18 protein-coding genes are annotated in these 21,318 nt (G+C 73.2%); 7 read left to right on the forward strand and 11 right to left on the reverse strand.

Going from position 1 to position 21,318, the window contains the following annotated elements; translation table 11 throughout:
* Position 1 precedes the first annotated feature (1 nt).
* From ABEA15_RS03900 to ABEA15_RS03910, 3 genes are all read right to left on the reverse strand, one after another.
* Positions 2 to 1,651: an FAD-binding dehydrogenase gene (locus tag ABEA15_RS03900; RefSeq protein ID WP_345555519.1), complete on the reverse strand. Its 1,650-nt coding sequence runs from the start codon at positions 1,649 to 1,651 to the stop codon at positions 2 to 4.
* Between the two features lie 88 nt (positions 1,652 to 1,739).
* Positions 1,740 to 2,693 carry an NAD(P)-dependent oxidoreductase gene (locus ABEA15_RS03905; RefSeq protein ID WP_345555520.1) on the reverse strand — a complete coding sequence of 318 codons (954 nt, stop codon included), beginning with the start codon at positions 2,691 to 2,693 and terminating at the stop codon, positions 1,740 to 1,742.
* Positions 2,694 to 2,700: 7 nt separating this feature from the next.
* A complete protein-coding gene (locus ABEA15_RS03910; RefSeq protein ID WP_344140888.1) occupies positions 2,701 to 3,978 on the reverse strand; it encodes an MFS transporter in 1,278 nt (425 codons plus the stop codon).
* 980 nt (positions 3,979 to 4,958) lie between these two features.
* Between ABEA15_RS03910 and ABEA15_RS03925 the strand changes: the two genes are divergently transcribed.
* Positions 4,959 to 5,888, forward strand: coding sequence for a LysR family transcriptional regulator (locus tag ABEA15_RS03925; protein WP_344140886.1), 930 nt, complete (start codon positions 4,959 to 4,961; stop codon positions 5,886 to 5,888).
* A 233-nt stretch (positions 5,889 to 6,121) separates the two neighbouring features.
* Positions 6,122 to 7,288 (forward strand): NAD-dependent formate dehydrogenase, encoded by a 1,167-nt coding sequence (locus ABEA15_RS03930; RefSeq protein WP_344140884.1) that lies wholly within the window; start codon positions 6,122 to 6,124, stop codon positions 7,286 to 7,288.
* Positions 7,289 to 7,365: 77 nt separating this feature from the next.
* On the opposite strand, the gene ABEA15_RS03935 is transcribed toward ABEA15_RS03930, so the two are convergent.
* Both ABEA15_RS03935 and ABEA15_RS03940 read right to left on the reverse strand, forming a co-directional pair.
* On the reverse strand, positions 7,366 to 8,622 hold the full coding sequence (locus ABEA15_RS03935) for an NAD(P)/FAD-dependent oxidoreductase (RefSeq protein ID WP_345555523.1): 1,257 nt from the start codon (positions 8,620 to 8,622) through the stop codon (positions 7,366 to 7,368).
* A 60-nt stretch (positions 8,623 to 8,682) separates the two neighbouring features.
* The gene (locus ABEA15_RS03940; protein WP_345555524.1) at positions 8,683 to 9,933 is read right to left on the reverse strand and encodes a M24 family metallopeptidase; all 1,251 of its coding nucleotides are present in this window, start codon (positions 9,931 to 9,933) and stop codon (positions 8,683 to 8,685) included.
* A 181-nt stretch (positions 9,934 to 10,114) separates the two neighbouring features.
* Between ABEA15_RS03940 and ABEA15_RS03945 the strand changes: the two genes are divergently transcribed.
* Positions 10,115 to 11,458 carry an NAD(P)-binding domain-containing protein gene (locus ABEA15_RS03945; RefSeq protein WP_345555525.1) on the forward strand — a complete coding sequence of 448 codons (1,344 nt, stop codon included), beginning with the start codon at positions 10,115 to 10,117 and terminating at the stop codon, positions 11,456 to 11,458.
* A gap of 307 nt (positions 11,459 to 11,765) precedes the next feature.
* Here ABEA15_RS03945 and ABEA15_RS03950 read toward each other — a convergent pair whose 3' ends face one another.
* Entirely contained in the window at positions 11,766 to 12,635 is an 870-nt protein-coding gene (locus tag ABEA15_RS03950) for a cytochrome c biogenesis CcdA family protein (protein ID WP_345555526.1), read from the reverse strand.
* Positions 12,636 to 12,639: 4 nt separating this feature from the next.
* Positions 12,640 to 13,212, reverse strand: coding sequence for a redoxin domain-containing protein (locus ABEA15_RS03955; protein ID WP_345555527.1), 573 nt, complete (start codon positions 13,210 to 13,212; stop codon positions 12,640 to 12,642).
* 436 nt (positions 13,213 to 13,648) lie between these two features.
* On the opposite strand from ABEA15_RS03955, the gene ABEA15_RS03960 reads away from it, so the two are divergent.
* Complete coding sequence (locus tag ABEA15_RS03960) at positions 13,649 to 14,551, forward strand: CPBP family intramembrane glutamic endopeptidase (protein WP_345555528.1); 903 nt, start codon at positions 13,649 to 13,651, stop codon at positions 14,549 to 14,551.
* A 153-nt stretch (positions 14,552 to 14,704) separates the two neighbouring features.
* Complete coding sequence (locus ABEA15_RS03965; RefSeq protein WP_345555529.1) at positions 14,705 to 15,292, forward strand: helix-turn-helix domain-containing protein; 588 nt, start codon at positions 14,705 to 14,707, stop codon at positions 15,290 to 15,292.
* 123 nt (positions 15,293 to 15,415) lie between these two features.
* Here ABEA15_RS03965 and ABEA15_RS03970 read toward each other — a convergent pair whose 3' ends face one another.
* Positions 15,416 to 16,060, reverse strand: coding sequence for a response regulator transcription factor (locus ABEA15_RS03970; protein ID WP_344140875.1), 645 nt, complete (start codon positions 16,058 to 16,060; stop codon positions 15,416 to 15,418).
* The gene (locus ABEA15_RS03975; RefSeq protein WP_345555530.1) at positions 16,051 to 17,304 is read right to left on the reverse strand and encodes a sensor histidine kinase; all 1,254 of its coding nucleotides are present in this window, start codon (positions 17,302 to 17,304) and stop codon (positions 16,051 to 16,053) included. Before ABEA15_RS03975 ends, ABEA15_RS03970 begins: the two co-directional genes overlap by 10 nt.
* A gap of 771 nt (positions 17,305 to 18,075) precedes the next feature.
* On the opposite strand from ABEA15_RS03975, the gene ABEA15_RS03980 reads away from it, so the two are divergent.
* Complete coding sequence (locus tag ABEA15_RS03980; RefSeq protein WP_345555531.1) at positions 18,076 to 18,975, forward strand: DUF5829 family protein; 900 nt, start codon at positions 18,076 to 18,078, stop codon at positions 18,973 to 18,975.
* Positions 18,976 to 19,256: 281 nt separating this feature from the next.
* Entirely contained in the window at positions 19,257 to 19,859 is a 603-nt protein-coding gene (locus ABEA15_RS03985; RefSeq protein WP_345555532.1) for a TetR/AcrR family transcriptional regulator, read from the forward strand.
* A 171-nt stretch (positions 19,860 to 20,030) separates the two neighbouring features.
* On the opposite strand, the gene ABEA15_RS03990 is transcribed toward ABEA15_RS03985, so the two are convergent.
* Both ABEA15_RS03990 and ABEA15_RS03995 read right to left on the reverse strand, forming a co-directional pair.
* Positions 20,031 to 20,423 carry an ester cyclase gene (locus tag ABEA15_RS03990; RefSeq protein ID WP_345555533.1) on the reverse strand — a complete coding sequence of 131 codons (393 nt, stop codon included), beginning with the start codon at positions 20,421 to 20,423 and terminating at the stop codon, positions 20,031 to 20,033.
* Between the two features lie 115 nt (positions 20,424 to 20,538).
* The gene (locus ABEA15_RS03995) at positions 20,539 to 21,225 is read right to left on the reverse strand and encodes an SDR family NAD(P)-dependent oxidoreductase (RefSeq protein WP_345555534.1); all 687 of its coding nucleotides are present in this window, start codon (positions 21,223 to 21,225) and stop codon (positions 20,539 to 20,541) included.
* Between the last annotated feature and the right edge of the window lie 93 nt (positions 21,226 to 21,318).

The following is a 21,318-nucleotide window of genomic DNA, read 5'->3' on the forward strand; positions in this document are numbered from 1 at the left end:
GTCAGCTGGTCGCGGCCGCCGCGGTCCGTCCGGCCGCCCGTCCGGAGAAGAGGCATCCGCCGAGGAACGTGCCCTCAAGCGCGCGGTAGCCGTGGACCCCGCCGCCCCCGAAGCCGCCGGCCTCGCCGGCCGCGTACAGGCCGGGCAGCGGTGTGCCCTCGGCGGTGAGCACCCGCGCGTCGAGGTCGGTCAGCAGGCCGCCCAGCGCCTTGCGGGTGAGAACGTGCAGCCGGACCGCGACGAGGGGGCCGGCCTCCGGGTCGAGCAGCCGGTGCGGAGCGGCGACCCGGGTCAGCCGGTCCCCGCGGTACCGGCGGGCGTTGTGGATGGCGGCGACCTGGGTGTCCTTGGTGAAGGCGTTGCGCATCTCCCGGTCGCGTGCCTCGACCTCGCGCAGGATGTCGGCCGGGTCGAGCAGCGGCGTGTCGGTGAGCGCGTTCATGCCGCGCACCAGGTCGTCGAGCCTGTCGGCGGCGACGAAGTCCTCGCCGTGGCGCTGGAAGGCCGCAACCGGACCGGGATTGCCGGACCTGATCCTGTTCAGGACCATCCGGACGCTCTTGCCGGTGATGTCGGGGTTCTGCTCGGAGCCGGAGAGGCCGAACTCCTTGCCGATGATCTTCTGCGTCAGCACGAACCAGCTGTGGTCGTGGCCGGTCGAGCGCAGGTGGGCGAGCGTGCCGAGCGTGTCCGAGCCCGGGTACAGCGGTGCGGGCAGCCGGCGCCCGAGCGCGTCGAACCACAGTGACGAGGGCCCCGGAAGAATGCGGATGCCGTGGCCGGGCCACACCGGGTCCCAGTTCTTGACGCCCTCGACGTAGTGCCACATCCGGTCCTGGTTGACCAGGCGGCCTCCGGCGGCCTCGGCGATGCCCAGCATCCGCCCGTCGACGTGGGCGGGCACCCCGGTGACCATCTCCCGGGGAGGCGCGCCGAGGCGCTGCGGCCAGTTCCGGCGCACCTCGGCGTGGTTTCCGCCGATGCCGCCGGACGCCACGATCACGGCCTGCGCATCCATCGCGAACTCGCCGGTCGCGGTGCGGTTCGTGGCGGCTCCGCGCGGTGCGTCGGCGTCCGCCAGCACGGTGCCGCGCACTCCCGTCACCGCTCCGCCGGTGACGGTCAGCTCGTCGACGCGGTGCCGGAAGGCCAGCGTGACGCGGCCGCGTTCGGCCGCCTCCCGTACGCGGCGCGCGAAGGGGGCCACGACGCCGGGGCCGGTGCCCCAGGTGATGTGGAAGCGGGGAACCGAGTTGCCGGGGCCCGAGGCGTGGTGGCCCCCGCGCTCGGCCCAGCCGACGACGGAGAAGAAGCGCACGCCGCGCTCGCGCAGCCACGCGCGCTTCTCGCCGGCGGCGAAGCCGACGTAGGCCTCGGCCCAGCGCCGCGGCCACTCGTCCTCCGGCCGGTCGAAGCCGGCGGTGCCCAGCCAGTCCTGGAGTGCCAGGTCGTAGGAGTCCTTGACGCCCATTCGCCGCTGCTCCGGCGAGTCCACGAGGAACAGCCCGCCGAGCGACCAGAACGCCTGGCCGCCGAGGTTGGGCTCGGACTCCTGGTCGAGCAGGATCACGCGGCGCCCGGCGTCGACGAGCTCGGCGGTGGCGACCAGGCCGGCGAGTCCGGCGCCCACGACGACGACGTCCGCCTTCATCGGGTGGCCGCCTTCGGTGCGCGGTCGGCGCGGCGGGAGGGGCGGTGCCCGGGCCGGCCGCCGGGAGGCGGCGGGGTGCGGTCGACGGTCATGTGTGTTCTTCCGTCCCAGAGTGGTCGGTCGGATGGTTGACGGGACTTTCGGGCTCGCCGCGAAGGGCGGCGAGCAGCTCGCGGGCCGCGCCGATCGCGGCCGCCCGGCGGGCGTCGGCGGTCTGGCCGGCCATGTGCGAGTACACGGTGATGCCCGCGACGCCGCGCAGCGGGCTGTCGGGGGGCAGCGGTTCGGTGCCCGTGACGTCGAGCTGCGCACCGGCGATCCGGCCGGTGGCCACGGCCCGCGCGAGGGCCGCCTCGTCGACGATCGCTCCGCGGGCGGTGTTGACGAGGACCGCCGTCGGTTTCATCGCGGCGAGCGCGTCGGCGCCGATCAGGCGGCGGGTCGCCGGTGTGAGGGCCGTGTGCAGGGAGACGTAGTCCGACTCCCGCAGTAGCTCGGCCAGGCCGACGAAGCGGACCTCGCCTGCGTTCTCGTGGGGGTGTTCCGTCGTGCACAGCACCCGCATGCCGAAGGCCCGCGCGAGCGGAACGACGGCGCGCGCGGCCCGGCCGTAGCCGACCAGGCCGAGGGCCGCCCCCCGCAGCTCGCGGCCGCTTTGGCGCGGCCACAGCCCCTGTTCGACGCCGACCGCCGTGTCGACCAGCCGCCGGGAGGCGGCGAGCAGCAGGCCCATCGTGTACTCGGCGACGGCGTTGCTGTTGACGCCCGGCAGGTTGCTCACCCGGATGCCCAGGCGCGTGGCCGCCCCGACGTCGACGGTGTCGTAGCCGACCCCCGCCCGCACGATCGCGCGCAGCGCGGTCGCCCGCTCCAGCACCCGCGCGGTCAGGGGGTTGTTGGCGACGATCGCCCCCTCCACGCCGTCAAGGGCTTCGCCTTCGACGCCCGTGCTGTAGACGACCTCGTGGCCCGCCCCGGTGAGCAGGTCGTGCGCCTCGTCGCCCGGGTGTGCGGAGTCGGTGGTGACCAGGATCTTCGGCATCCGTCCCTCACAGCGCCTTCGTCGCCGGCGCCCGGCGGTTCAGTGCCAGCACGCGCAGCACCACGGCGACCGCGAGCGCGGCGAGCAGTGCGGCGTCGGTCGGCATGAAGCGCCATCCGGTGATGTCCACCATGGCGCCGACCAGCGCCGGGCCGAGGAACCCGCCGCTCATCCAGCCGACCGTGTAGAGGCCGGTGTAGGTGCCGAACGCCCGGGCCGACGGTGCGAGGTTCCACAGGATCACCGCGCCGTTGACCAGGAAGCCTGCGGCGCCTACGACGCCGACGCAAAGGGCGACCACGGCCGCCGCCGGGGTGTTGACCAGCGTGATCATCGTGAGCGAGAGGGCGAACAGCCCCATGCCCATGGCCATCACTCGCAGCCGCCCGATGCGCTCGGACAGCAGCGCCACGGGGAACGCGGCCAGGATGAACGCCACGCCGCTGGGCAGCGTGAGCCCGCCGGCCTCGCCGCGCGAGAGCCCCAGCGCCTCCATCCCATAGGGCGTCATCAGCGACCGGGATGCGGCCCACGCGCAGCCGAACAGCAGGATGGCCAGCAGGACGAGCAGCCTCTCCCGGTTCGGGTCGCGGACGATGTCGGCGAGCATGTCTCGCATCCGCGTCTGGGGCGCGGCGCCTTCCGGGCCCGCGGCCGCGTCCTCGGCGGCGGCCGCCTGGTAGGCGGGCGAGTTGGAGTCGCGTACCCGCCACACGAGCACGGCGGCCGAGACGAGCATCAGCAGGGCCGGTACGGAGAACGACAGCACCGGGTAGGCGTCGACCATGAAGAGGCTGATGAGGGCCGAGACGACGATGGTGAGGCTGGTGGCGGCCTTCACGGCGGCGTTGGCCCTGCTGCGGCGCTCGGGGCGGATGTAGTCCGGCAGCAGCGACTCGGCGATCGGCTTGAAGCTGTTGCACACGAGGGCGTAGGCGAACATCACCGCGATCAGCGCGGGCAGCGACGACGCCAGGGGGATCGTGGCGAACAGCAGCGCCGCGACGGGCATCCCGACGGCCAGGTAGGGGATGCGCCGCCCCCACCGGGTGCGCGTGTTGTCCGAGCGGTTGCCGATCCAGGGCTGGATGAAGATGCCCAGCAGGTTGTCCATGCCCATCAGCAGGCCGATGAGTGCGGCGCTGGCCACGTACTCGCGCAGCAGCGGCGGCACCTGCGCGTCGTAGAAGTTCCACGTCGACTCCTGCGCGAAGACCGCGAGTACGACGAATGCGGTGATCTTGCGTCCCGCCGCCCGGTCGGCGGCGGTGTTCAGTGCCGTCATCGGCGACCTCCCTCACCTGCGGTCGCCTGGGTGTGACGCCGCTCACTACCAGAACAGTAATTTTGCTATAGCAAAAATGTCAAAGGGTGCTTAGGTCGATTGCGACAGATCGGTTATGATCGGACGCATGACTCGCGGGCAATTGCGCACGTTGACGGCCGAGACCCTCGCCGACCGCACCTACCGTGCCGTCCACGACGCCATCAGGACCGGGGAGCTGAAGCCCGGCGAGAAGGTCACCGAACGCGGGCTCGCCGAGCGGCTCTCGGTCAGCCCGACCCCGGTTCGCGAGGCGGTCCGGCGCCTCGAACAGGACGGCCTCCTCGAACGGACCGGGCCTCGGACGGTCGTGGTCTCGGCGATGGAGGACACGGCCATCCAGGAGCTGGCCGAGGTCGAGATCGCGCTGCGGGGCCTGGTCGCGCGCTTCGCCGCACGCCACGCCACAGCCGACCGGCTCGACAACCTCGACGCCATGCTCGACGACGCCGACGACCGCCTCATCGTGATCCAGAAGCGCGCCGGCGACGGCGAGCCGGTCGAGCGGCAGATCAGTGCGCTCTTCGACACGATGCAGCGGTTCAACGACGCCGTCGCCGCCTGCGCCGGCAACCCCGTGCTGGTGCGCCTCCTGGAGCAGTCGGATCGTAGCCATGTCGTTCTGTGAGCCAAGGAGTTGACTGCCTGTTTTGTCTTCCTAAGACCGCTTGGCCTCCGACTTGACCGCTATGCAAGCCACCGCGCCCTCGTCCGTGCCCTGCGCGAGGGCGACGCGCAGGCGGCCGAGCAGATCGTGGTGGAGGACGCCCGCGGGGGCCTCGCGGACCTGCGCCGGGCGCCGGGCGACCCGCCGGCCGCCGGGGACTGAGCTCCTCTCCGCGCGCCGGACCGCCCCGCGCCTCGCGTCCGGAAGCCGCCGGTACACGGCGTAGGTCCGGACGCCCGTGGACGCGGGGCGCCCCCGCGGGCGATGCTGGACCGTGCTCCTACGCCAACTCGAATACCTGGTCGCACTGGCCCGCGAGCGCCACTTCGCGCGGGCGGCCGAGGCCTGCCACGTGTCCCAGCCCTCGCTGTCGGCGGGCATCGTCAAGCTCGAACGGGACCTGGGTGTGCCCATCGTGCAGCACGGCCGCAAGTACGCCGGCCTGACCTCCGAGGGCGAGGTGGTCCTGCGCTGGGCGCACCGCATCCTCGCCGAGTCCGACGGCCTGCGCCAGGAGCTGTCGGCCCTTCGCGGCGGGCTCTCGGGTGTGCTGCGCCTGGGCGCGATCCCCACCGCTCTGACCGCCGCCTCGCTGGTCTCCTCCCCCTTCTGCGACCGCCACCCCCACGTGCGCATCGTCATGGAGTCGCTGTCCTCGCGCGAGATCACCCGCCGGATAGGCGAGTTCGAGCTCGACGCGGCCCTGACCTACCTCGACGAGGTCGAGGACCCCGGCGTGCGCGCGCTTCCCCTCTACGAGGAGCGCTACCTCCTGCTGACACCCGACGACGGCCCGCTGGCCGAGCGCTCCAGCGTGCGCTGGGCCGAGGTCGCCGCGCTTCCGCTGTGCCTGCTCGCACCGTGGATGCGCAACCGGCGCATCCTCGACGGGTTCTTCCGCGACGCCGGCGCAACCGTGGTCCCGGCGATCGAGACCGACACCGTCTCGGCGCTCTACGCCCACGTGGCCACCCACCGCTGGTCCAGCGTCATCGCGCACGCCTGGCTGTACATGTTCGGCGTACCCGCGGGCATGCGTGTCGTGCGGCTGGAGGACCCGGCCCGCCTGCCCCGGATCGGGCTGGTCCTCGCCGCGCAGCGCCCGCAGGCGCCGCTGGTGCGGGCCCTCTTGGACGTCGTCCCCCGACTGGACGTGCGGGGCGAGCTGGAACGCGTGCTCCACCGCTACCTCGACCCCTCCTGAGGCCCCGCCCGGCCCCGCCCGGCCCCGCCCGGCCCCGCCCGGCCCCGCCCGGCCCCGACCGGTCCGCGCGGCCGCGGTGCACGCGCGGCGTCCTCCGCGCCCGCGGTACGCCCCTCCCGGCGGACGCTGCGCGGATAGCCGGCGCCTATGAGGCCATAGCAGCAATCGTTTTGACCGGGGAGAACGCGCGGACGAGGCTCGAACCACAACACACCGCGACTTTGGAGCCAGCCATGGCGAACGTCCTGTGCGTCCTCTACGACGACCCCGCCGGCGGACACCCCTCCTCCTACGCCCGCGACGGCCTCCCCTCGCTGCCGCACTACCCGGGCGGCCAGACGCTGCCCAGCCCCTCGGCCCTCGACTTCGTCCCCGGGCAGCTCCTCGGCAGCGTCTCCGGCGAGCTGGGGCTGCGCCGGTTCCTGGAGGCGCAGGGCCACACCCTCGTGGTCACCTCCGACAAGGACGGCCCCGACTCGGAGTTCGAGCGGCGGCTGCCCGACGCCGACGTGGTGATCTCCCAGCCGTTCTGGCCCGCCTACCTCACCGCCGACCGCATCGCCAAGGCCCCCAACCTGAAGCTGGCCATCACGGCCGGCATCGGCTCGGACCACGTCGACCTCGACGCCGCCATCCGCCACGGCATCACCGTCGCCGAGGTCACCTACTCCAACAGCATCAGCGTCGCCGAGCACGCGGTGATGATGATCCTGGCGCTGGTCCGCGACTACCTGCCCGCCCACCGCATCGTGCGCGAAGGCGGCTGGGACATCGCCGACGCGGTCGCCCGCTCCTACGACCTGGAGGGCATGCACGTCGGCAGCGTCGCCGCCGGCCGCATCGGCACCGCCATCCTGCGCCGGCTGGCCCCCTTCGACGTGCACCTGCACTACACCGACCGGCACCGGCTGCCGCGGGAGACCGAGGAGGAGCTGGGGCTGACCTACCACCCCAGCGCCGAGGACATGGTGCCCGCCTGCGACGTGGTCACCGTGAACGCGCCGCTGCACCCCGAGACCGAGGCACTGTTCGACGACCGGCTGCTGGCGACCATGAAGCGCGGCTCCTACCTCGTCAACACCGCGCGCGCCCGGATCTGCGACCGCGACGCGATCGTGCGGGCGCTGGAGAGCGGGCGGCTGGCCGGTTACGCGGGCGACGTGTGGTTCCCCCAGCCCGCCGGGCCCGACCACCCCTGGCGCACCATGCCGCACCACGGGATGACCCCGCACGTCTCCGGCACCTCTCTGTCGGCCCAGGCCCGCTATGCCGCCGGCACCCGCGAGATCCTGGAGTCGTGGCTGGCCGGCGGCGCCATCCGCGAGGAGTACCTCATCGTCGACGGGGGCGGCCTGGCCGGCGCCGGAGCCCACTCCTACACCGCGACCGCGCAGGGCTGAGCCCGCCGCCCGCGGCGGATCCCGGGAGCCGCCCCCGGGGGTCCGCCGCGCGGCACCGCGGCACCGCGCCCCGGCGCTCAGCGCAGCGGGTCGAAACGCCGCAGCAGCGCCGGGGAGCGGCCGGTCGCCATGGACTCGGCGAGGAGGCGCCCCGTCAGGGGACCGAGCACGATGCCCCACATGCCGTGCCCGCCCGCGACGTGCACACGCGGCGACGACGACGCGCCGACCAGCGGCAGCCCGTCCGGGGTGCAGGGGCGCGAGCCGACCCACTCCTCCTCGCGGGCGGCGAGGTCCACGCCGGACAGCAGGGGGCGCACCGAGTCGACGATGGTCTGGATGCGCCGCGGATCCAGCGGGGCATCGGGCGAGCGGAACTCCATCATCCCGGTGATCCGGAAGCGGTCCCCGAGGGGGTTGCAGGCCACCCGCTGGGCCGGGAAGTAGACGGGGCGGGTCGGCATCTCCCGCGGGCGGACGCTGAAGCTGTAGCCGCGCCCCGCCTGGACGCGCATGCGTACGCCGAAGGGCCGCGCCAGGGCCCCCAGCCGGACGCCGCTCGCGAGAACCGCCGCGTCCGCCCGCAGCTCCCGCCCGGACGCGGCGGCAAGCGCGACACCGGACGAGCCGAGGTCGCGCACCGCGGTCACGTCGAACCCTTCGACGATGCGGCCGCCGCGGACGCGCACGGAGTCGGCCAGCGCGTGCACGAACTCGGGCGGGTTGAGGAAGCGCTGGCCGTGCACGCGCAGGCCGGTGCGCACGTTCGCGCTGAGCGACGGTTCGAGGGCGCGCAGCTCGGCGCCTGTGGCGAGGTCGTAGGAGACCTCGCCGCCCGCGCGGCGCACCGCCGCGAACTCCTCGACGACGTGCCGGCGGTCGTCGACGGAGGTGCACGCGACCAGGAGCGGGTCGGCGGTCTTGACCGGAGCCGTGATCCCGCCCGCGGCGAGCCGGTCGTAGGCCTCCAGGCTGACCCGGTTGACCTCGTCGAACACGGCCATCGCCCGCTTCCACCGGGCCGGGGCGCAGTTGCGGGCGAACGCGGCCAGGAAGGCCCACAGCCGCCGGTCGGGTGTCAGCGGCACGGAGACCGGCGACGACCGGTCGAGCAGCGACGTGAGCCCGCTGCGCAAGAGGGCGGGCTCGGGCAGCGGCAGCGTGAACGCCGGGGCCAGCAGTCCCGCATTGCCCCAGGACGCCTCCGCCGCCGTCCCCGTCCGGTCGAGGACGGTCACCCCGACGCCGTGCTCCTGCAGGAACCACGCCGTCGAAAGTCCGACCATGCCCGCTCCGACGACCGCCACGTGCTCCGGCCCTGACACTGCGCTCACCTCACGTCCCTGCTCTCGGGTGTTCGGAACCGACGGTTCCCTGCCGGGGAGCGCCGCCCATCAGCGGACCTCGGCGACGTCGGCCGGGCCGGGCGTGAGCACCCGGGCGCCCTGCTCCTCCACCGCGAAGGTCTGGCTGAGGCCCACGCCGGAGCGGCCGAACGAGCGGAACGACGCCGGGATGTGGAAGACCATCCCGCTTTGCAGGGGCTCGTGGTTGCCCCGGGCGATGTGGAAGGGGGCGCCGTCCATCCAGTGCGGCTTGTGCGCCAGCCCGACCGGGTAGCCGAAGAGGCCGTGGAACACCACGTCGCCGGGCAGCCGGCCGACGGCCCTCCACGCGTGCTCGGCGACCTCGGAACACGGCACCCCCGGCTTGGCGGCCTCCAGCACCGCGGCGAGCGCGGTGCGGGACAGCTCCGCCAGGCGCCGGTCGCCGGGGGAGAGCCCGCCCAGCACCAGCGTGCGCATGACCGGCGCGTGGTAGCGCTGGTGGGCGCCGGAGAACTCCAGGAAGGTCGGTCCCGGGGCCAGCCGGCGTCCCACCCAGCTCGAATGCGGAATGCCCGCCCGGTTCCCGGTGGCCACCACCGGCCCCCACGCCGAGGGCGAGTCGGCGCGCTCGAACAGCGCCCCGGCGATCGCGGCGGCGACCGAGGAGTCCGTGGCCTCCGGCCTGCGGGCCTCGGCGACGGCCGCGTCGGTGCCCGCGCCGGTGACCGAGGCGGCCTGCTCGACGCAGCCGATCTCCGCCGCGGAAAGCACCAGCCGGACCCGCTCCACCAGATGGTCGGGGTGGACGACGCCGACCTCCCGCGCCCGCAGGATCTCCACCGCCTGCGGCGGGGTGGAGGCGTGCCCCACCTCGACGCCCACGCGCGCTCCCGTCCCGAGTCCTGCAACCGCGTCGTCGAGGAAGGTCCTGAGGCTGACCAGCGCGTCGGTGTAGCCGCAGAAGCGGACGCTCCCCACGCGGGAGGTGGCCAAGGCCCGGCCGACCTCCAGGTCGGGCACGTAGAGGCGGGTGTCGGACTCGGTGACCAGCAGGGGCTGGGGCGCCGTCTCCGCCGTGTGGTAGCCGCACAGGTACTCGACGCTTGAGGGCCGGAACACCAGCAGGGCATCCAGCCCGGCGCCGGCCATCCGGGAGCGGACCTCGTCCAGCCGCGCGCGGTACTCGCCGGCGGTGAACGGGCCCGGTTCGGCCCCGGCGACGGTCGCGGCGGCCTCGGGGGTGAGCCATTCCGGCGCGGCCCCCGAGGCGAGTCCGGCGACGTCCGGCTGGGGTGGTGAATGCTGGTCGCGGCCCATCCCGGTCCTCTTTCCCTGTGGAGTGCGCCCGGCGAATCCGTTCGCGCCGTCCTTCGCCGACTGCTTCGGCAGTCTAGGTTCCGGATTTCCTTCAGGTCATCACGCGGTCGAGCGGTTGCATTAATAGATCGATCTCTATATATTTCCCTTGGATCGACGTAAATCGATGAAGGGGTGCGTGATGGCTGATCGGCTTCCGGTCGCGGTGATCGGTGCGGGACCGGTGGGGCTGGCCGCGGCGGCTGAGGTGGAGCGGCGCGGCCTGCCCGCGGTGGTGCTGGAGAAGGGTGCCGAAGCGGGTGCGGCCGTGCGCGAATGGGGGCATGTGCGCCTGTTCTCGTCGTGGCGGGATCTGGTGTCGCCGGCCGCGGAGAAGCTGCTGGCCGCCGGCGGGTGGACGCGGCCGGACGAGGACGCCTACCCCACCGGCGCCGAATGGGCGCAGGAGTACTTGCGGCCGCTGGCCGCCGCGCTGGGGGAGCGGGTGCGCTTCGGTGCGGAGGTCGTCGGGGTGAGCCGTCTCGGTCGGGGCCGGGTCGTGGACGCGGGGCGGGAGGAGCAGCCGTTCACCGTGCGGGTGCGCACCTCCGCCGGCGAGGAGCTGATGCTCGCCCGTGCGGTGGTCGACGCCTCGGGCACCTGGGGCTCGCCCGGCCCGCTGGGCGGCGACGGGCTGCCGGCACTCGGCGAGTCCGCGGCCGCCGGCCGGGTCTCCTACCGCATCCCCGACCTGGCCGACGCCGACGTGCGCGCACGCTACGCGGGCCGCCGCACGGCCGTGGTGGGCAGTGGCCACTCCGCGCTGACGGCGCTCGTCGCGCTGGCCGGGCTCGCTGAGGAGGCGCCGGGCACCCGCGCTGTGTGGGTGCTGCGCCGCGGCGAGGTGGGCGACGCCTTCGGCGGTGGGGACGCCGACCAGCTCGCCGCCCGCGGAGCGCTGGGCCGGCGCGCGCAGAAGGCCGTGCGGGCCGGGAGCGTCGAGGTGGTGACGGGTTTCCGCACCGCCGAGGTGCGCCACGAGGACGGCGGTGCGGTGCTGGTCGACGACGGCGGCCGGGCCCTCGACCCCGTCGGCGAGGTCGTTGCGCTGACCGGGTTCCGCCCCGACCTGGCGCCGCTGTCGGAGATCCGCCTGGGGCTGGACGCCACGCTGGAGGCGCCGGTGGCGCTGGCGCCGCTGATCGACCCCAACGTGCACTCGTGCGGCACCGTCTACCCCCACGGCGCCGCGGAGCTGTCCCACCCCGAGCCCGGGTTCTACCTGACCGGGATGAAGGCCTACGGCCGCGCGCCGACGTTCCTCGCGCTGACGGGTTACGAGCAGGTGCGCAGCATCGCCGCCGCGCTCGCCGGCGACCACGAGGGGGCCGCGCGGGTGGAGCTGACGCTGCCCGAGACCGGCGTCTGCCAGGGATCGGGGCTCGCCGACGCGGACGCCGGCGAGGAGGAGGCCGCGGGCGGCTGCTGCGGCCCGGCCCCGCAGGCGGTCGAGCTGACACGCCCGCCCCTCGCCGTCCTGGAGTGAGCCGGCGGCCCCGCTTTCCCAGCGCAGCCCGCGGTTCGCCGCCGCCGGCCGGGGCCGGGCGGTGAATCCCGTGTGCTGCACCGAGGCAGGCGTCCGCGTGCACGTGGGGCGTGGGGTGAACGGGCGCAGTGGAGGTCGGTCGCGGTGGTCGTCCGGGCCCGGAACTCCTCGCGCGTGCCGACGTCGTGCCTGATGCCCCTCGGCGTGCTGATCGGGGTCGCGACCACGCCGGTCGGGGCGAGCCCGGTACGGGCGGGGCCGCGGGCGGAACGGGGGACAGCCGAGGCGCCCCGCTCCGAGGCGCCGCTCATCCGCGGCCCGCGTCCGTACGTGACCGTCGGCGCAGCGCCGCTCCGGCGACGGCGGCCGCGGCCAGACCCGCCAGAACGCCCAGCAGCGGAACGGGCCCGGCCTGCTCCAGCGCCCGGACCAGCGCCGACTGGACGCCGACGGCGGCTGAAACCACGGGGTCGGAGGCCGCCTGCCCCGACAGGACCCGCAGCTCGAACCAGCCGTAGTAGGACGCATAGGCCCCGGCGGGAACGAGCAGCGCTCCGCCCGCGCGGTTCACGTACGGCAGCACCCGGCGCATACGTGCGGCGATCCCGTCGCGGGCCAGAGCGGTCGCCACCGTCAGTACCGCCACGACCAGTGCCATGCCGGCGGTGTAGGCGAGGAACACGCCCACCGCGCCGGCCGCGCCGCCTGTGGTGGCCGCGGTGGTCGTCACCGCCAGGAACGGGGCGACGGTGCACGACAGCGACGCGGTGGCATAGGCGGTGCCGTAGGCCGCGGCCCAATGCAGCGAGCGGGTCGCCCGGCCGGGTGCGGGCGCGCGGGGCCCGGGCAGAGCGAGCCGCCTGCCGCTGAGCAGCCAGACGCCCAGAACGACCAGGACCGCGCCGATGACGACGGTCGCCCAGGGCAGGTAGCGCTCCAGCGACAGCGCGAGCGGCGTGGCGACCAGCGCGAACAGGCCGAACACCGCGACGAACCCGCCGGACATGGCGGCGGTGGTGGCCAAGGCGCGCCCGAGGGCGGCCGCCCGCCCGGCCGGCGCGTCGGGGGACGCGGCCACCAGCAGCGCCACATAGCCGGGCAGCAGCGCGAAACCGCACGGGTTGAGTACCGCGAGCATCCCGGCGGCCAGGGCGATCGCGAAGGGGAGCTGCTCCACCGGCTCAGCCCAGCACCTCGGAGGCGACGCGCTCGTCGATCTCCTGCTCGCTCATCGTGCCCGTGTAGGTGAGGAAGCTCCCCGAGGAGCGCAGGAACGAGAAGGAGGGCTGCGTGGTCACCTCGAACCCCGACCAGATGGAACCGTCGCCGTCGATGATGTGGCGCATGCCTCCGGTGCCGGTGGCGTCGACGAACTCCTTCATGGCGGCGGGCTCTCCTTGGCCGGCGACACCGATGAACTCCACCTCGCCCGCATAGCGCTCGGCGGTCTCGGCGACGCCGGGCGCCTCGCCCCGGCACACCGTGCACCAGGGCGCCCAGAACCACAGGACCACCGGTTCGCCCACCAGGTCGGCGCCGTCGATCTCGCCGCCGCCGACAGCGGGCGCGGTGAAGTCGAAGGCGGCCGGCGCACCCTGGCCGCCTCCGCCCTGCCCGGTCTCCGCGCCGGGGGAGGAGGAGTCCGGGCCGCCCGCGGGTTCGCCTCCGCCGTCGTCGGAGGGGGCGGCCCCGCATCCGGCCACGAGCACGGCGGCCGCCGCGGCGGCGAGTGCGGGGGAAAGGGCACCTCTCATGGTCACCTCGGCTGCTCGTCGACGTTGTGATCCCCGGATGCCGCAGCCGCGAGGGCCTGACCACGCGTGCCGGCGGCCGGGTCCTTCAGTCTCCATTCGGAGCCGCCGGCTCCGGGGCGACGTGTCAGTCCCCGCACATCTCGGGCCGGAGGAGCGGGCCCGGTCGGCGGCCCTCGGCGGGCGTCCCGGGCAAGGCGGCTGCATGCTCCCGGTCGGTCGGCGGCGCCAAGTAATGCTCCCCGGCGGTGGCCGGTCGCCGCGGGATGGCGGTGGCCGGGGTGTCCCCCGCCAGAGCTACTCCATGTGTCCTCCAGGAGGTGATGCCCCGCGTCGCCGCCGCTTTCTAGCATTTTCCTGTTACAGCGGCGAACGAGCCGACGGCGGCCGAATAGTGGAGGAACCCGTGTCCCGAGAATCCCGGCGGAGTTCGAACCGTTTGTTCTCCCAGACGCCGCCCGAGCCGCGGCGCCGCGTTCGGTCCGCCTGGGTGCGCCTGGCGGCGATGACGGTGCTGTTCCTCCTGGTCATGGTCGTCGCAGCCGGAGTGCGGGCCGCCGCGGGGCACACCCCCGTCCTTTCGCTGCTTGCGGGCGCCGCGGTCGCGGTCGGAGGGATCGCCGTCTACGCGGCGGTCGTGCGGGCCATGGAGCAGCGCGCCGTAACGGAGCTGGATCCGGCCACCGCGACGTCCGGATTGGGCCAGGGGTTCCTCATCGGGCTCGGCCTCTTCACCGCCACGATCGCGCTCATCTCGACGTTCGGCGGGTACAGCGCCGCGGGCGGCGGATCGTTCGGCGGGATGGCGGCCGTGCTCGGACTGATGGCGGGCGTCGCGGTCACGGAGGAACTGCTGTTCCGGGGCGTCGTCTTCCGCCTTCTGGAGGAGCTCGGCGGAACCACCGCCGCACTCGTCGTCTCGGCGGTGCTGTTCGGGTCCATCCACCTGGTCAACCCGGGCGCCACCGTGTGGGGTGCCGTCGCCATCGCCGTCGAGGCGGGGCTGATGCTCGGTGCGGCCTATGTCGCGACGCGCAACCTCTGGGTGCCGATCGGTCTGCACCTTGCGTGGAACTTCGCCTCACGGGGCATCTACGGTGCCACCGTCTCCGGTGATGATGCCACTCCCACGGGTCTGGTCCAGGGGGTCTTCTCCGGACCCGCCGCGCTCACGGGAGGCGGCTTCGGCCCCGAGGCGAGCGTGTTCGCCATCCTCGTCTGCGCCGTGCCCACGGTCCTGTTCCTGCGGGCCGCGAAGCGGCGGGGCCGCCTGCACACCCGCCGGACCACGGCGACCACGACGTCCGCCGCCGCAGTGAGCGGGGACGCGGCGGGCCGATGAGCCCGGTGGAGCCGAGACGGGCGGCCGGTACGCGCAGCGACCCGGCCGCTGCACCGCAGGAGCACGTCGCCGGAAAGTACGCTTCACCGGCCGCCGCGGCCATCCACGACAAAAGCCTTTGCGGAAAATGCAAAGTTGCGGTGATATGGGGGCATGGGCGAGGAGTTCGAGGCAGTGCTGGCCGCGGTCGGGCCGCGGCTGCGCGCGTTGCGCCGCCGGAGCGGAGCCAGCCTCGCCGCCTTGTCGGAGACCACCGGTATTCCGATCAGCACCCTGTCCCGGCTGGAGTCCGGGCACCGCAAACCGGGCCTGGAACTGCTGCTCCCCCTGGCCAAGGCCTACCAGGTGCCGCTCGACGAGCTCGTCGGAGCCCCCGCCAGCGGTGACCCGCGCGTCTATCTGCGCCCCGCCAGCTACAAGGGAATGACCGTCGTACCGCTGACCCGCAACCCCGGCGGGTTGCAGGTGTACAAGCAGATCCTGCCGGCCGGCTTGACCGACCGCCTCGAACCGGATCCACGTTCACACGAGGGCTACCACTGGCTCTACGTCCTCAGTGGACGGCTGCGGATGATACTCGGCGACCAGGACTTCGTCCTCACGGCCGGCGAGGTCGCCGAGTTCGACACCCACCTTCCGCACTGGTACGGCAACGCCGATGCACACTCCGTGGAGTACCTGAGCATCCTCGGCCCCCAGGGCGAGCGCTTCCACATCAAAGCCCGCTACCAGCGCGACTGAATTCCGGCCCGCCCGAGCGAACGCAGCCGGGGGAGCCGCCCCCAGGCCCGTGACCGGTCGGTTCGCGCCTGCAACGCAGCGCGGCCCGGCCTGCGCCCGCGTCGGACCCGCGTCAGTTCCGCGTCAGGACCGCAGGTAGGCGAGCACCGCGCGCACCCTCCGGTGGTGGTCGGTGTCGTCGACGTACAGGTCCAGCTTCGTGAAGATGCTGCGGATGTGCTTCTCCACCGCACCGTCGCTGACCACCAGGGCGCGGGCCATGGCCTGGTTGGAGCGACCCTCCGCCATCAGCGCGAGCACCTCCCGCTCCCGCGGGCTCAGCGCCGCGAGCGGGTCGTTGCGCCGACGCACCATGAGCTGGGAGACCACCTGCGGGTCGAAGACCGTGCCCCCGGCGGCGACCCGGCGCAGGCCCTCCATGAACTCGTCGACGTCGACCACGCGGTCCTTGAGCAGGTAACCCACCGCCCCCCGCGCGTCGGCCAGCAGGTCGTCGGTATAGGACACCTCCACGTACTGCGAGAGGACGAGCACGGGGCTGCCGGGTACCTGCTGCCGTGCCGCCACCGCGGCCCGCAGCCCCTCGTCGGTGAAGGACGGAGGCATGCGCACGTCCACCACCGACACGTCCGGCCGGTGCTCGGCGATCGCCCGGATCAGGGAGTCGCCGTCGCCGATCTCAGCGACCACCTGGCAGCCGAACTCCTCCAGCAACCGCACGATGCCCGAACGGATCAGCGCGGCGTCATCGGCCACTACTACGCGCACGGGACCTCCACCGCAATCGTTGTCGGGCCTCCCTCGGGGGAGTCGACGACCAACCCGCCTTCGGCCGCCTTCACCCGGTCGGCCAGGCCCGCGAGTCCGTGCCCCTTGGCCACATGCGCGCCGCCCACCCCATTGTCGCCCATGGTGAGCAGCAGGCCGCCGCCGGTTCGCGACAGCACCACCTTCGCCTCGCTCGCACCGCTGTGCTTGGCCATGTTGGTCAGGCCCTCCGCAGCGGCGAAGTAGATCACGCTCTCCACCGAGGCCGGGAACCGCTCCTGGACCTGGGCGTCCAGGGTCACCGGAATCGGACAGCGGGCGGTCAGTGCGGCAAGCGCGGGAGCCAGCCCGCGGTCGGTGAGTATGGGCGGGGCGATGCCCCGAGACAGCGCGCGCAGCTCGTCCAGGGTCTCCCGGGTGGCGCCGATCGCACCGGCGAGCGTGCTGCGCGCCGCGGCGGGGTCGCGCTCCATCTGCCGCTCGACCCGGGAAAGCTCCATCGCCAGGTGCACCAGCCGCTGCTGGGGGCCGTCGTGGATGTCGCGTTCCAGCCGCCGCAGCGCTCCGGCCTCCGCCGAGACGGCCGCCGCGCGGCTCTCCGACAGGTCGACGATGCGCTCCTGCATCTCGCCGACCGCGGTGAGCAGGATCCGGCCGAGCTGGGCCCGGAGCAGGGCGCACCCGCGGACCAGGAACGGCAGGAGCGGCGCCAGCACCAGTCCCACGGCGAAGTAGAACAGTGAGGACGCGATGGGCGTGTGCGGCAGGCCGATCATTCGGGGCACGTCGTTGTAGTCCTCGCCCGCGACACTGCCGACGTACCAGCCGTAGAGCGGGGAGGTGACGGCGGCGAGAGTCGTCGCCGAGAACACCGCCGCCACCGCGGTGGCGGCGATTGACACCGGAAGGATCAGCAGCCCGTAGAGCAGGTCCAGCCAGCTCTGCCCCGCACGCAACGGGGTGGTCAGCATGCGGACGATCCCGGCGTCCGGCGGGGTGGGCGGATAGCGCGGCCGGGCCACGGCATGGCCCAGAACACCGGGCAGGGCGCGGCGTTCGATCTCGGCCAACCCGCGGGCGAGGACCAGGCTCTGCGCCAGCACCGGCACTCCGATCCCGATCGGCAGCGTGACCAGGCCGGCCGCGAACGTCACGACGAGTAGGACGAACCCGACCAGCGTGAGCGGGAGCGAGGCGACGAGGTAGACGAGGTCGGCGGCAACGCGACGCGGCGTGGCTGGCATAGCCAACATGTTAGGGATGGACCCGTACGCGAACGTGCCCGCACACGTGCCTGTTCCGCGTGGTGCCACCCCCACCTCGGGGGGAGGGGCGACCACCCGCCGGCCGGCTGCGCGCGGCGTACCCGGGTACGGACACGGCCCCCGGGTCGCGGCGCCGGCCCGCACGGAATTCGGCGCGAAGGCCCGTCGGCGGTGGCGAACGCCCTCGGGGCGGTCGCCTCGGCGGTCCGGCGACGCACGACGGCCTTCCGGGCAGCCGGACATTGCGCCGGGGCAGCCGAACGCATCGGCGTGGTGCTCGCACCCACCCCCGCGCGGTGCGCGCGGAACAGCTCGTGCAGGTCCTGCAGGGCGGCGGCCGACGCAGCGGGGGTGCCGTTCTCGATGCTCGTCCGGGCGTACTCCTCCGGTGCGGGTGCGGCGAACTCGACGCGCCGCCCCAGTGTCTCCGCGAGGATCTGCGCCTGCTCGCGGGCGGTGAGCGACTCCAACCCGGTCAGGATGTAGCCGCGGAAGGCGCCAAGCGGAATCGGGCCATACGCGAGAACAGCGGTGCGGCGCGTGATCGTTTCCGTCCGAGCCTCGCGCCGCCAGTGCGAATATGCTGGAGAAACGATCAGCGAAGGCGACGACGGCCGCTGATCAATCGGCGAACCGGGCTTACTCCGGAACACGACTTCCAGAAAGGAATTCCGGATAGATCGAGTGGCTCACGCACCTCTGCCGCGGCGGTCGACACGCTACGATTCCCGCATGCTGAGCCGTCGCCGTATGTTGCAGGCAGTCGTCGCCGGAGCCACCGCCACCACCGCCGCCGGGCTTGCGCCGGCGAGCGCCCACGCCGCCGCGTCGACGTCGCGAAAGCGCCCGTTGACCTACTACAACCACAGCTACGCCGTTCTCGACCGGGCGACCGCGGACGCGGTCGAGCATTCCGACTATCTGCATACCTTCGCCGATTTCCAAATCCGCGAGACGACCGGTGAGCAGGGCACCTGGATCGGTCGCTACCTCCTCGGCCGCGAGACGTACTTCGAGTTGTTCGGTGTGGGGGATCTGCCCGGGAAGGACGGAGAGCTCGGCGCGGCGGGTACGGGTGTATCCACCGAGCGCGACGGCGACCTGGCCGAGGTGATCGCCCGCCTGCCCGGCGAGGGCGTCCCCGACCCGGTCGAGTTCCAGCAGACCCGGGATTTCGGGGATGGCCGACCGGTGCCGTGGTTCGACGCGGTCTTCACGACTCAGCAGTACGACACCTTCGGCGCCTGGGCCATGGAGTACCGGCCGGAGTACTTCGCCGACCCGCGCAGCGACACCGAGCCTCCCGGCTTCCCCGGGGATGTGGGCCGGGAGCGCTACCTGTCCGACGGCTACCGCGACCGCCTGATGCGTGACGTCACCGGAGTGCACCTCGCCGTCACCGGGTCCGACCTGGCCAACACCGTCCCGCTGCTCCGCGCAGGCGGCATGCGCGTCAAGACGCGGCCGGACGGAGCCGTGGCGAGCGACGGATACACCACGGTCAGGTTCGACGCCGTGCCGCAGGACCGGGTCGGCCTGCGGCGCGTGCGGATGTGCTTGAACCGTCCGCCCGGGACACGGCATCGTGAGCGGCTCGGCACCTCGACGCTGCTCGTCGGCCCGGGCCCGAAGGCCGTCTGGACGTTCTAGCACCCCGGCGTAAGGCCAGGCCGCCGGGCGCCCGCCGCCCGGCGGCGCGCGCCGCGCGCCCGCGGGACCGCCGCGAAGGCGAGCGGACCCGCTTCCGCTTCCACGCCGAGGTGCCGCCGCGCCTGCGCCTTCTCGTCCGGGAAGCACCGTGCGCACCGCCCGCGGCAGCTCTGTCCACTGCGGTCGGCGGGCGGTATAGTTACCAGTACGTCTACATGGTGGAGGTGCGCTACCCTGAGCGTCGGCGCAACCGGATCCAACGTGGTCTAGCGGAGGGGACGATGCACGCAGACGCAACCGGAGTCGCGGCGCGCGCAACGTCGGGCGCCGACACACGTGCGCGTATCCTCGCCGCGGCAAGCGAGCTGTTCTACGCCCACGGAATCCGCGCCGTCAGCGCCGATCGCATCATCGAGCAGGTCGGCATCACGAAGGTCACCTTCTACCGCCACTTCCGCACCAAGAGCGACCTCCTCGTCGCCTATCTGGAACAGCAGGCGGCCGCCGAACGGCAGTGGATGGAGAGCATCCGCCGTGCGGGAGACCCGGCCGGCTCGCTGCGCACACTCGCCACCGACATCGGCGCGGCAAGCTGCAGCCCGGGGTTCCGGGGGTGCGCCTTCATCAACGCCGCAGCGGAGTTCTCCGATCCCGACGACCCGGTCAGAGGCGCCGTCGACGCGCACCGTCGCTGGATGCTCGGCCTCTTCGCCGAACTCGCCATGGAAGCAGGCGTGCAGAACATCGACGCCACCGCGAGGCAGCTGATGATCCTCCGCGACGGAGGCATGGTCAACGGATACCTGGGCGACTCGGCGGCCCTCGCCGACACGCTCGGGGCGGCGTTCACCGCGATCCTCGCGCCCGCGGCGGCCACCGGGTGATCATCCTGAGCCCGCGCAGCGACCTGCGGCCCCCCGACCGCGTTCGAGGCCGTGCGCACCAAGCCCCTCGCCGCAGCGCAACGCCGCGGCGAGGGGCCTCGGGCACCTCGGCGCGGTCAAGCACCGACGGTGCATGCCCCCGGCGCCTCCGGCCCGGTCGGTAGGCACGGGTCAGCCCGCCAGCTGCCGCTTCAGCCCCGAGGCGTCGTGCAGGGCCGTCATGTGCGCGAACCGCCCCTCGCGGATCTGGTAGATGGCGTACTCGACGATCTCGAACGAGGCACCGGTGGGAGCCACACCGAGCCACTCCTTCGCGGGGGTGCCCGTGTTGATCGCCCGGACGGCCGCCCGGTCACCGTCGACGAGGAACTCCTGGACCTCCCAGTGGAAGTCCGGCACCGCGTCGATGTCCGCCTTCTGGACCGCGACGACATCGTCCCGGGTGCCCGGTTCGCCGTTCAGGGTGACCTCGTCATGGATGAACCGGTCCATGCCGTCGAACCTGTGGGCGTTGAGCTCCTCGACGTAGCGGCGGTAGAACTCGTGGATGTCGAAGTCAGCCATGATGATCGCCTCTCTCCGCCCCGGACCGGGGCTGGTACTCGGGTCGTGATGATCGGGGACGCGCTCGTCGGTTGGCGGCCGTCGCCGCTGCGTTCCCGTGCCGGTGCTGACGCGCTTACCAGGGCAGTTCCCCGTTCTCGTCCTGGAAGGTTCCCGTGGGGCCGTCCGCGTCGAGGGTCGCGAGGCGCACGACGGTCGCGGCGCTCTCTTCGGGCGGCCGTCCGATTCCGAAGGCCGCGGTCATGTCCGTGGCGGTGGGGCCGGGCTCCAGCGCGTTGAACTTGATGTCCGGCTGGGACTTGGCGTACTGCACCGTCAGCATGGTGGCCGCCGCCTTCGACGCGGAGTACAGCGCGAACGACAGGTCGAACTCGGGCCGGTCGGGGTTGGTCACCGCCCAGAACGACCCGGCGCTGCTCGAAACGGTGACGACGGTGGGATTCGCGGACTTGCGCAGCAGGGGAAGCGCCGCCTCCGTGACCCGCACGATCCCCACCGCGTTGGTGTCGAAGGCTCGCAGGGCCGAGGGACCGTCGACCTCTCCGGCCGCCAGGATGCCCGCGTTGTTCACCAGGACGTCGAGCCGGCCCTCGGCCGCACCGATCGTCGCCAGCGCATTGTTCACCGACGCGTCGTCGGTCACGTCGAGCTGCACGGATCGCGCGCCGATCGCGGCCGCGGCTTTCTCCCCCCGTTCGGCGTCGCGCGCGCCGATGTAGACGGAGTGGCCCAACGCCTGCAGCTGTTTGGCCGTCTCGAAGCCGATGCCCTTGTTCGCTCCGGTGATGAGTGTGACTGTCACGGGGTCTCCTTACGAATACGTGGCCCGAGCGGACCGTCAGGAACGCTATGCGGGCCCGCTCTGCGGGGCCCAGAGCCCTGTCGAGCCGGGGGT

The organism is Streptomonospora halophila (genome assembly GCF_039542725.1).
Classification (GTDB): domain Bacteria; phylum Actinomycetota; class Actinomycetes; order Streptosporangiales; family Streptosporangiaceae; genus Streptomonospora; species Streptomonospora halophila.

Coding starts and splice junctions, on each gene's coding strand:
- ABEA15_RS03945 (WP_345555525.1), top strand. CDS start 10,115: ATGGCTGATCGGCTTCCGGTCGCGGTGATCGGTGCGGGACCGGTGGGG.
- ABEA15_RS03910 (WP_344140888.1), bottom strand. CDS start 3,978: ATGACGGCACTGAACACCGCCGCCGACCGGGCGGCGGGACGCAAGATC.
- ABEA15_RS03985 (WP_345555532.1), top strand. CDS start 19,257: ATGCACGCAGACGCAACCGGAGTCGCGGCGCGCGCAACGTCGGGCGCC.
- ABEA15_RS03990 (WP_345555533.1), bottom strand. CDS start 20,423: ATGGCTGACTTCGACATCCACGAGTTCTACCGCCGCTACGTCGAGGAG.
- ABEA15_RS03905 (WP_345555520.1), bottom strand. CDS start 2,693: ATGCCGAAGATCCTGGTCACCACCGACTCCGCACACCCGGGCGACGAG.
- ABEA15_RS03940 (WP_345555524.1), bottom strand. CDS start 9,933: ATGGGCCGCGACCAGCATTCACCACCCCAGCCGGACGTCGCCGGACTC.
- ABEA15_RS03980 (WP_345555531.1), top strand. CDS start 18,076: ATGTTGCAGGCAGTCGTCGCCGGAGCCACCGCCACCACCGCCGCCGGG.
- ABEA15_RS03930 (WP_344140884.1), top strand. CDS start 6,122: ATGGCGAACGTCCTGTGCGTCCTCTACGACGACCCCGCCGGCGGACAC.
- ABEA15_RS03955 (WP_345555527.1), bottom strand. CDS start 13,212: ATGAGAGGTGCCCTTTCCCCCGCACTCGCCGCCGCGGCGGCCGCCGTG.
- ABEA15_RS03900 (WP_345555519.1), bottom strand. CDS start 1,651: ATGAAGGCGGACGTCGTCGTCGTGGGCGCCGGACTCGCCGGCCTGGTC.
- ABEA15_RS03965 (WP_345555529.1), top strand. CDS start 14,705: ATGGGCGAGGAGTTCGAGGCAGTGCTGGCCGCGGTCGGGCCGCGGCTG.
- ABEA15_RS03975 (WP_345555530.1), bottom strand. CDS start 17,304: ATGCCAGCCACGCCGCGTCGCGTTGCCGCCGACCTCGTCTACCTCGTC.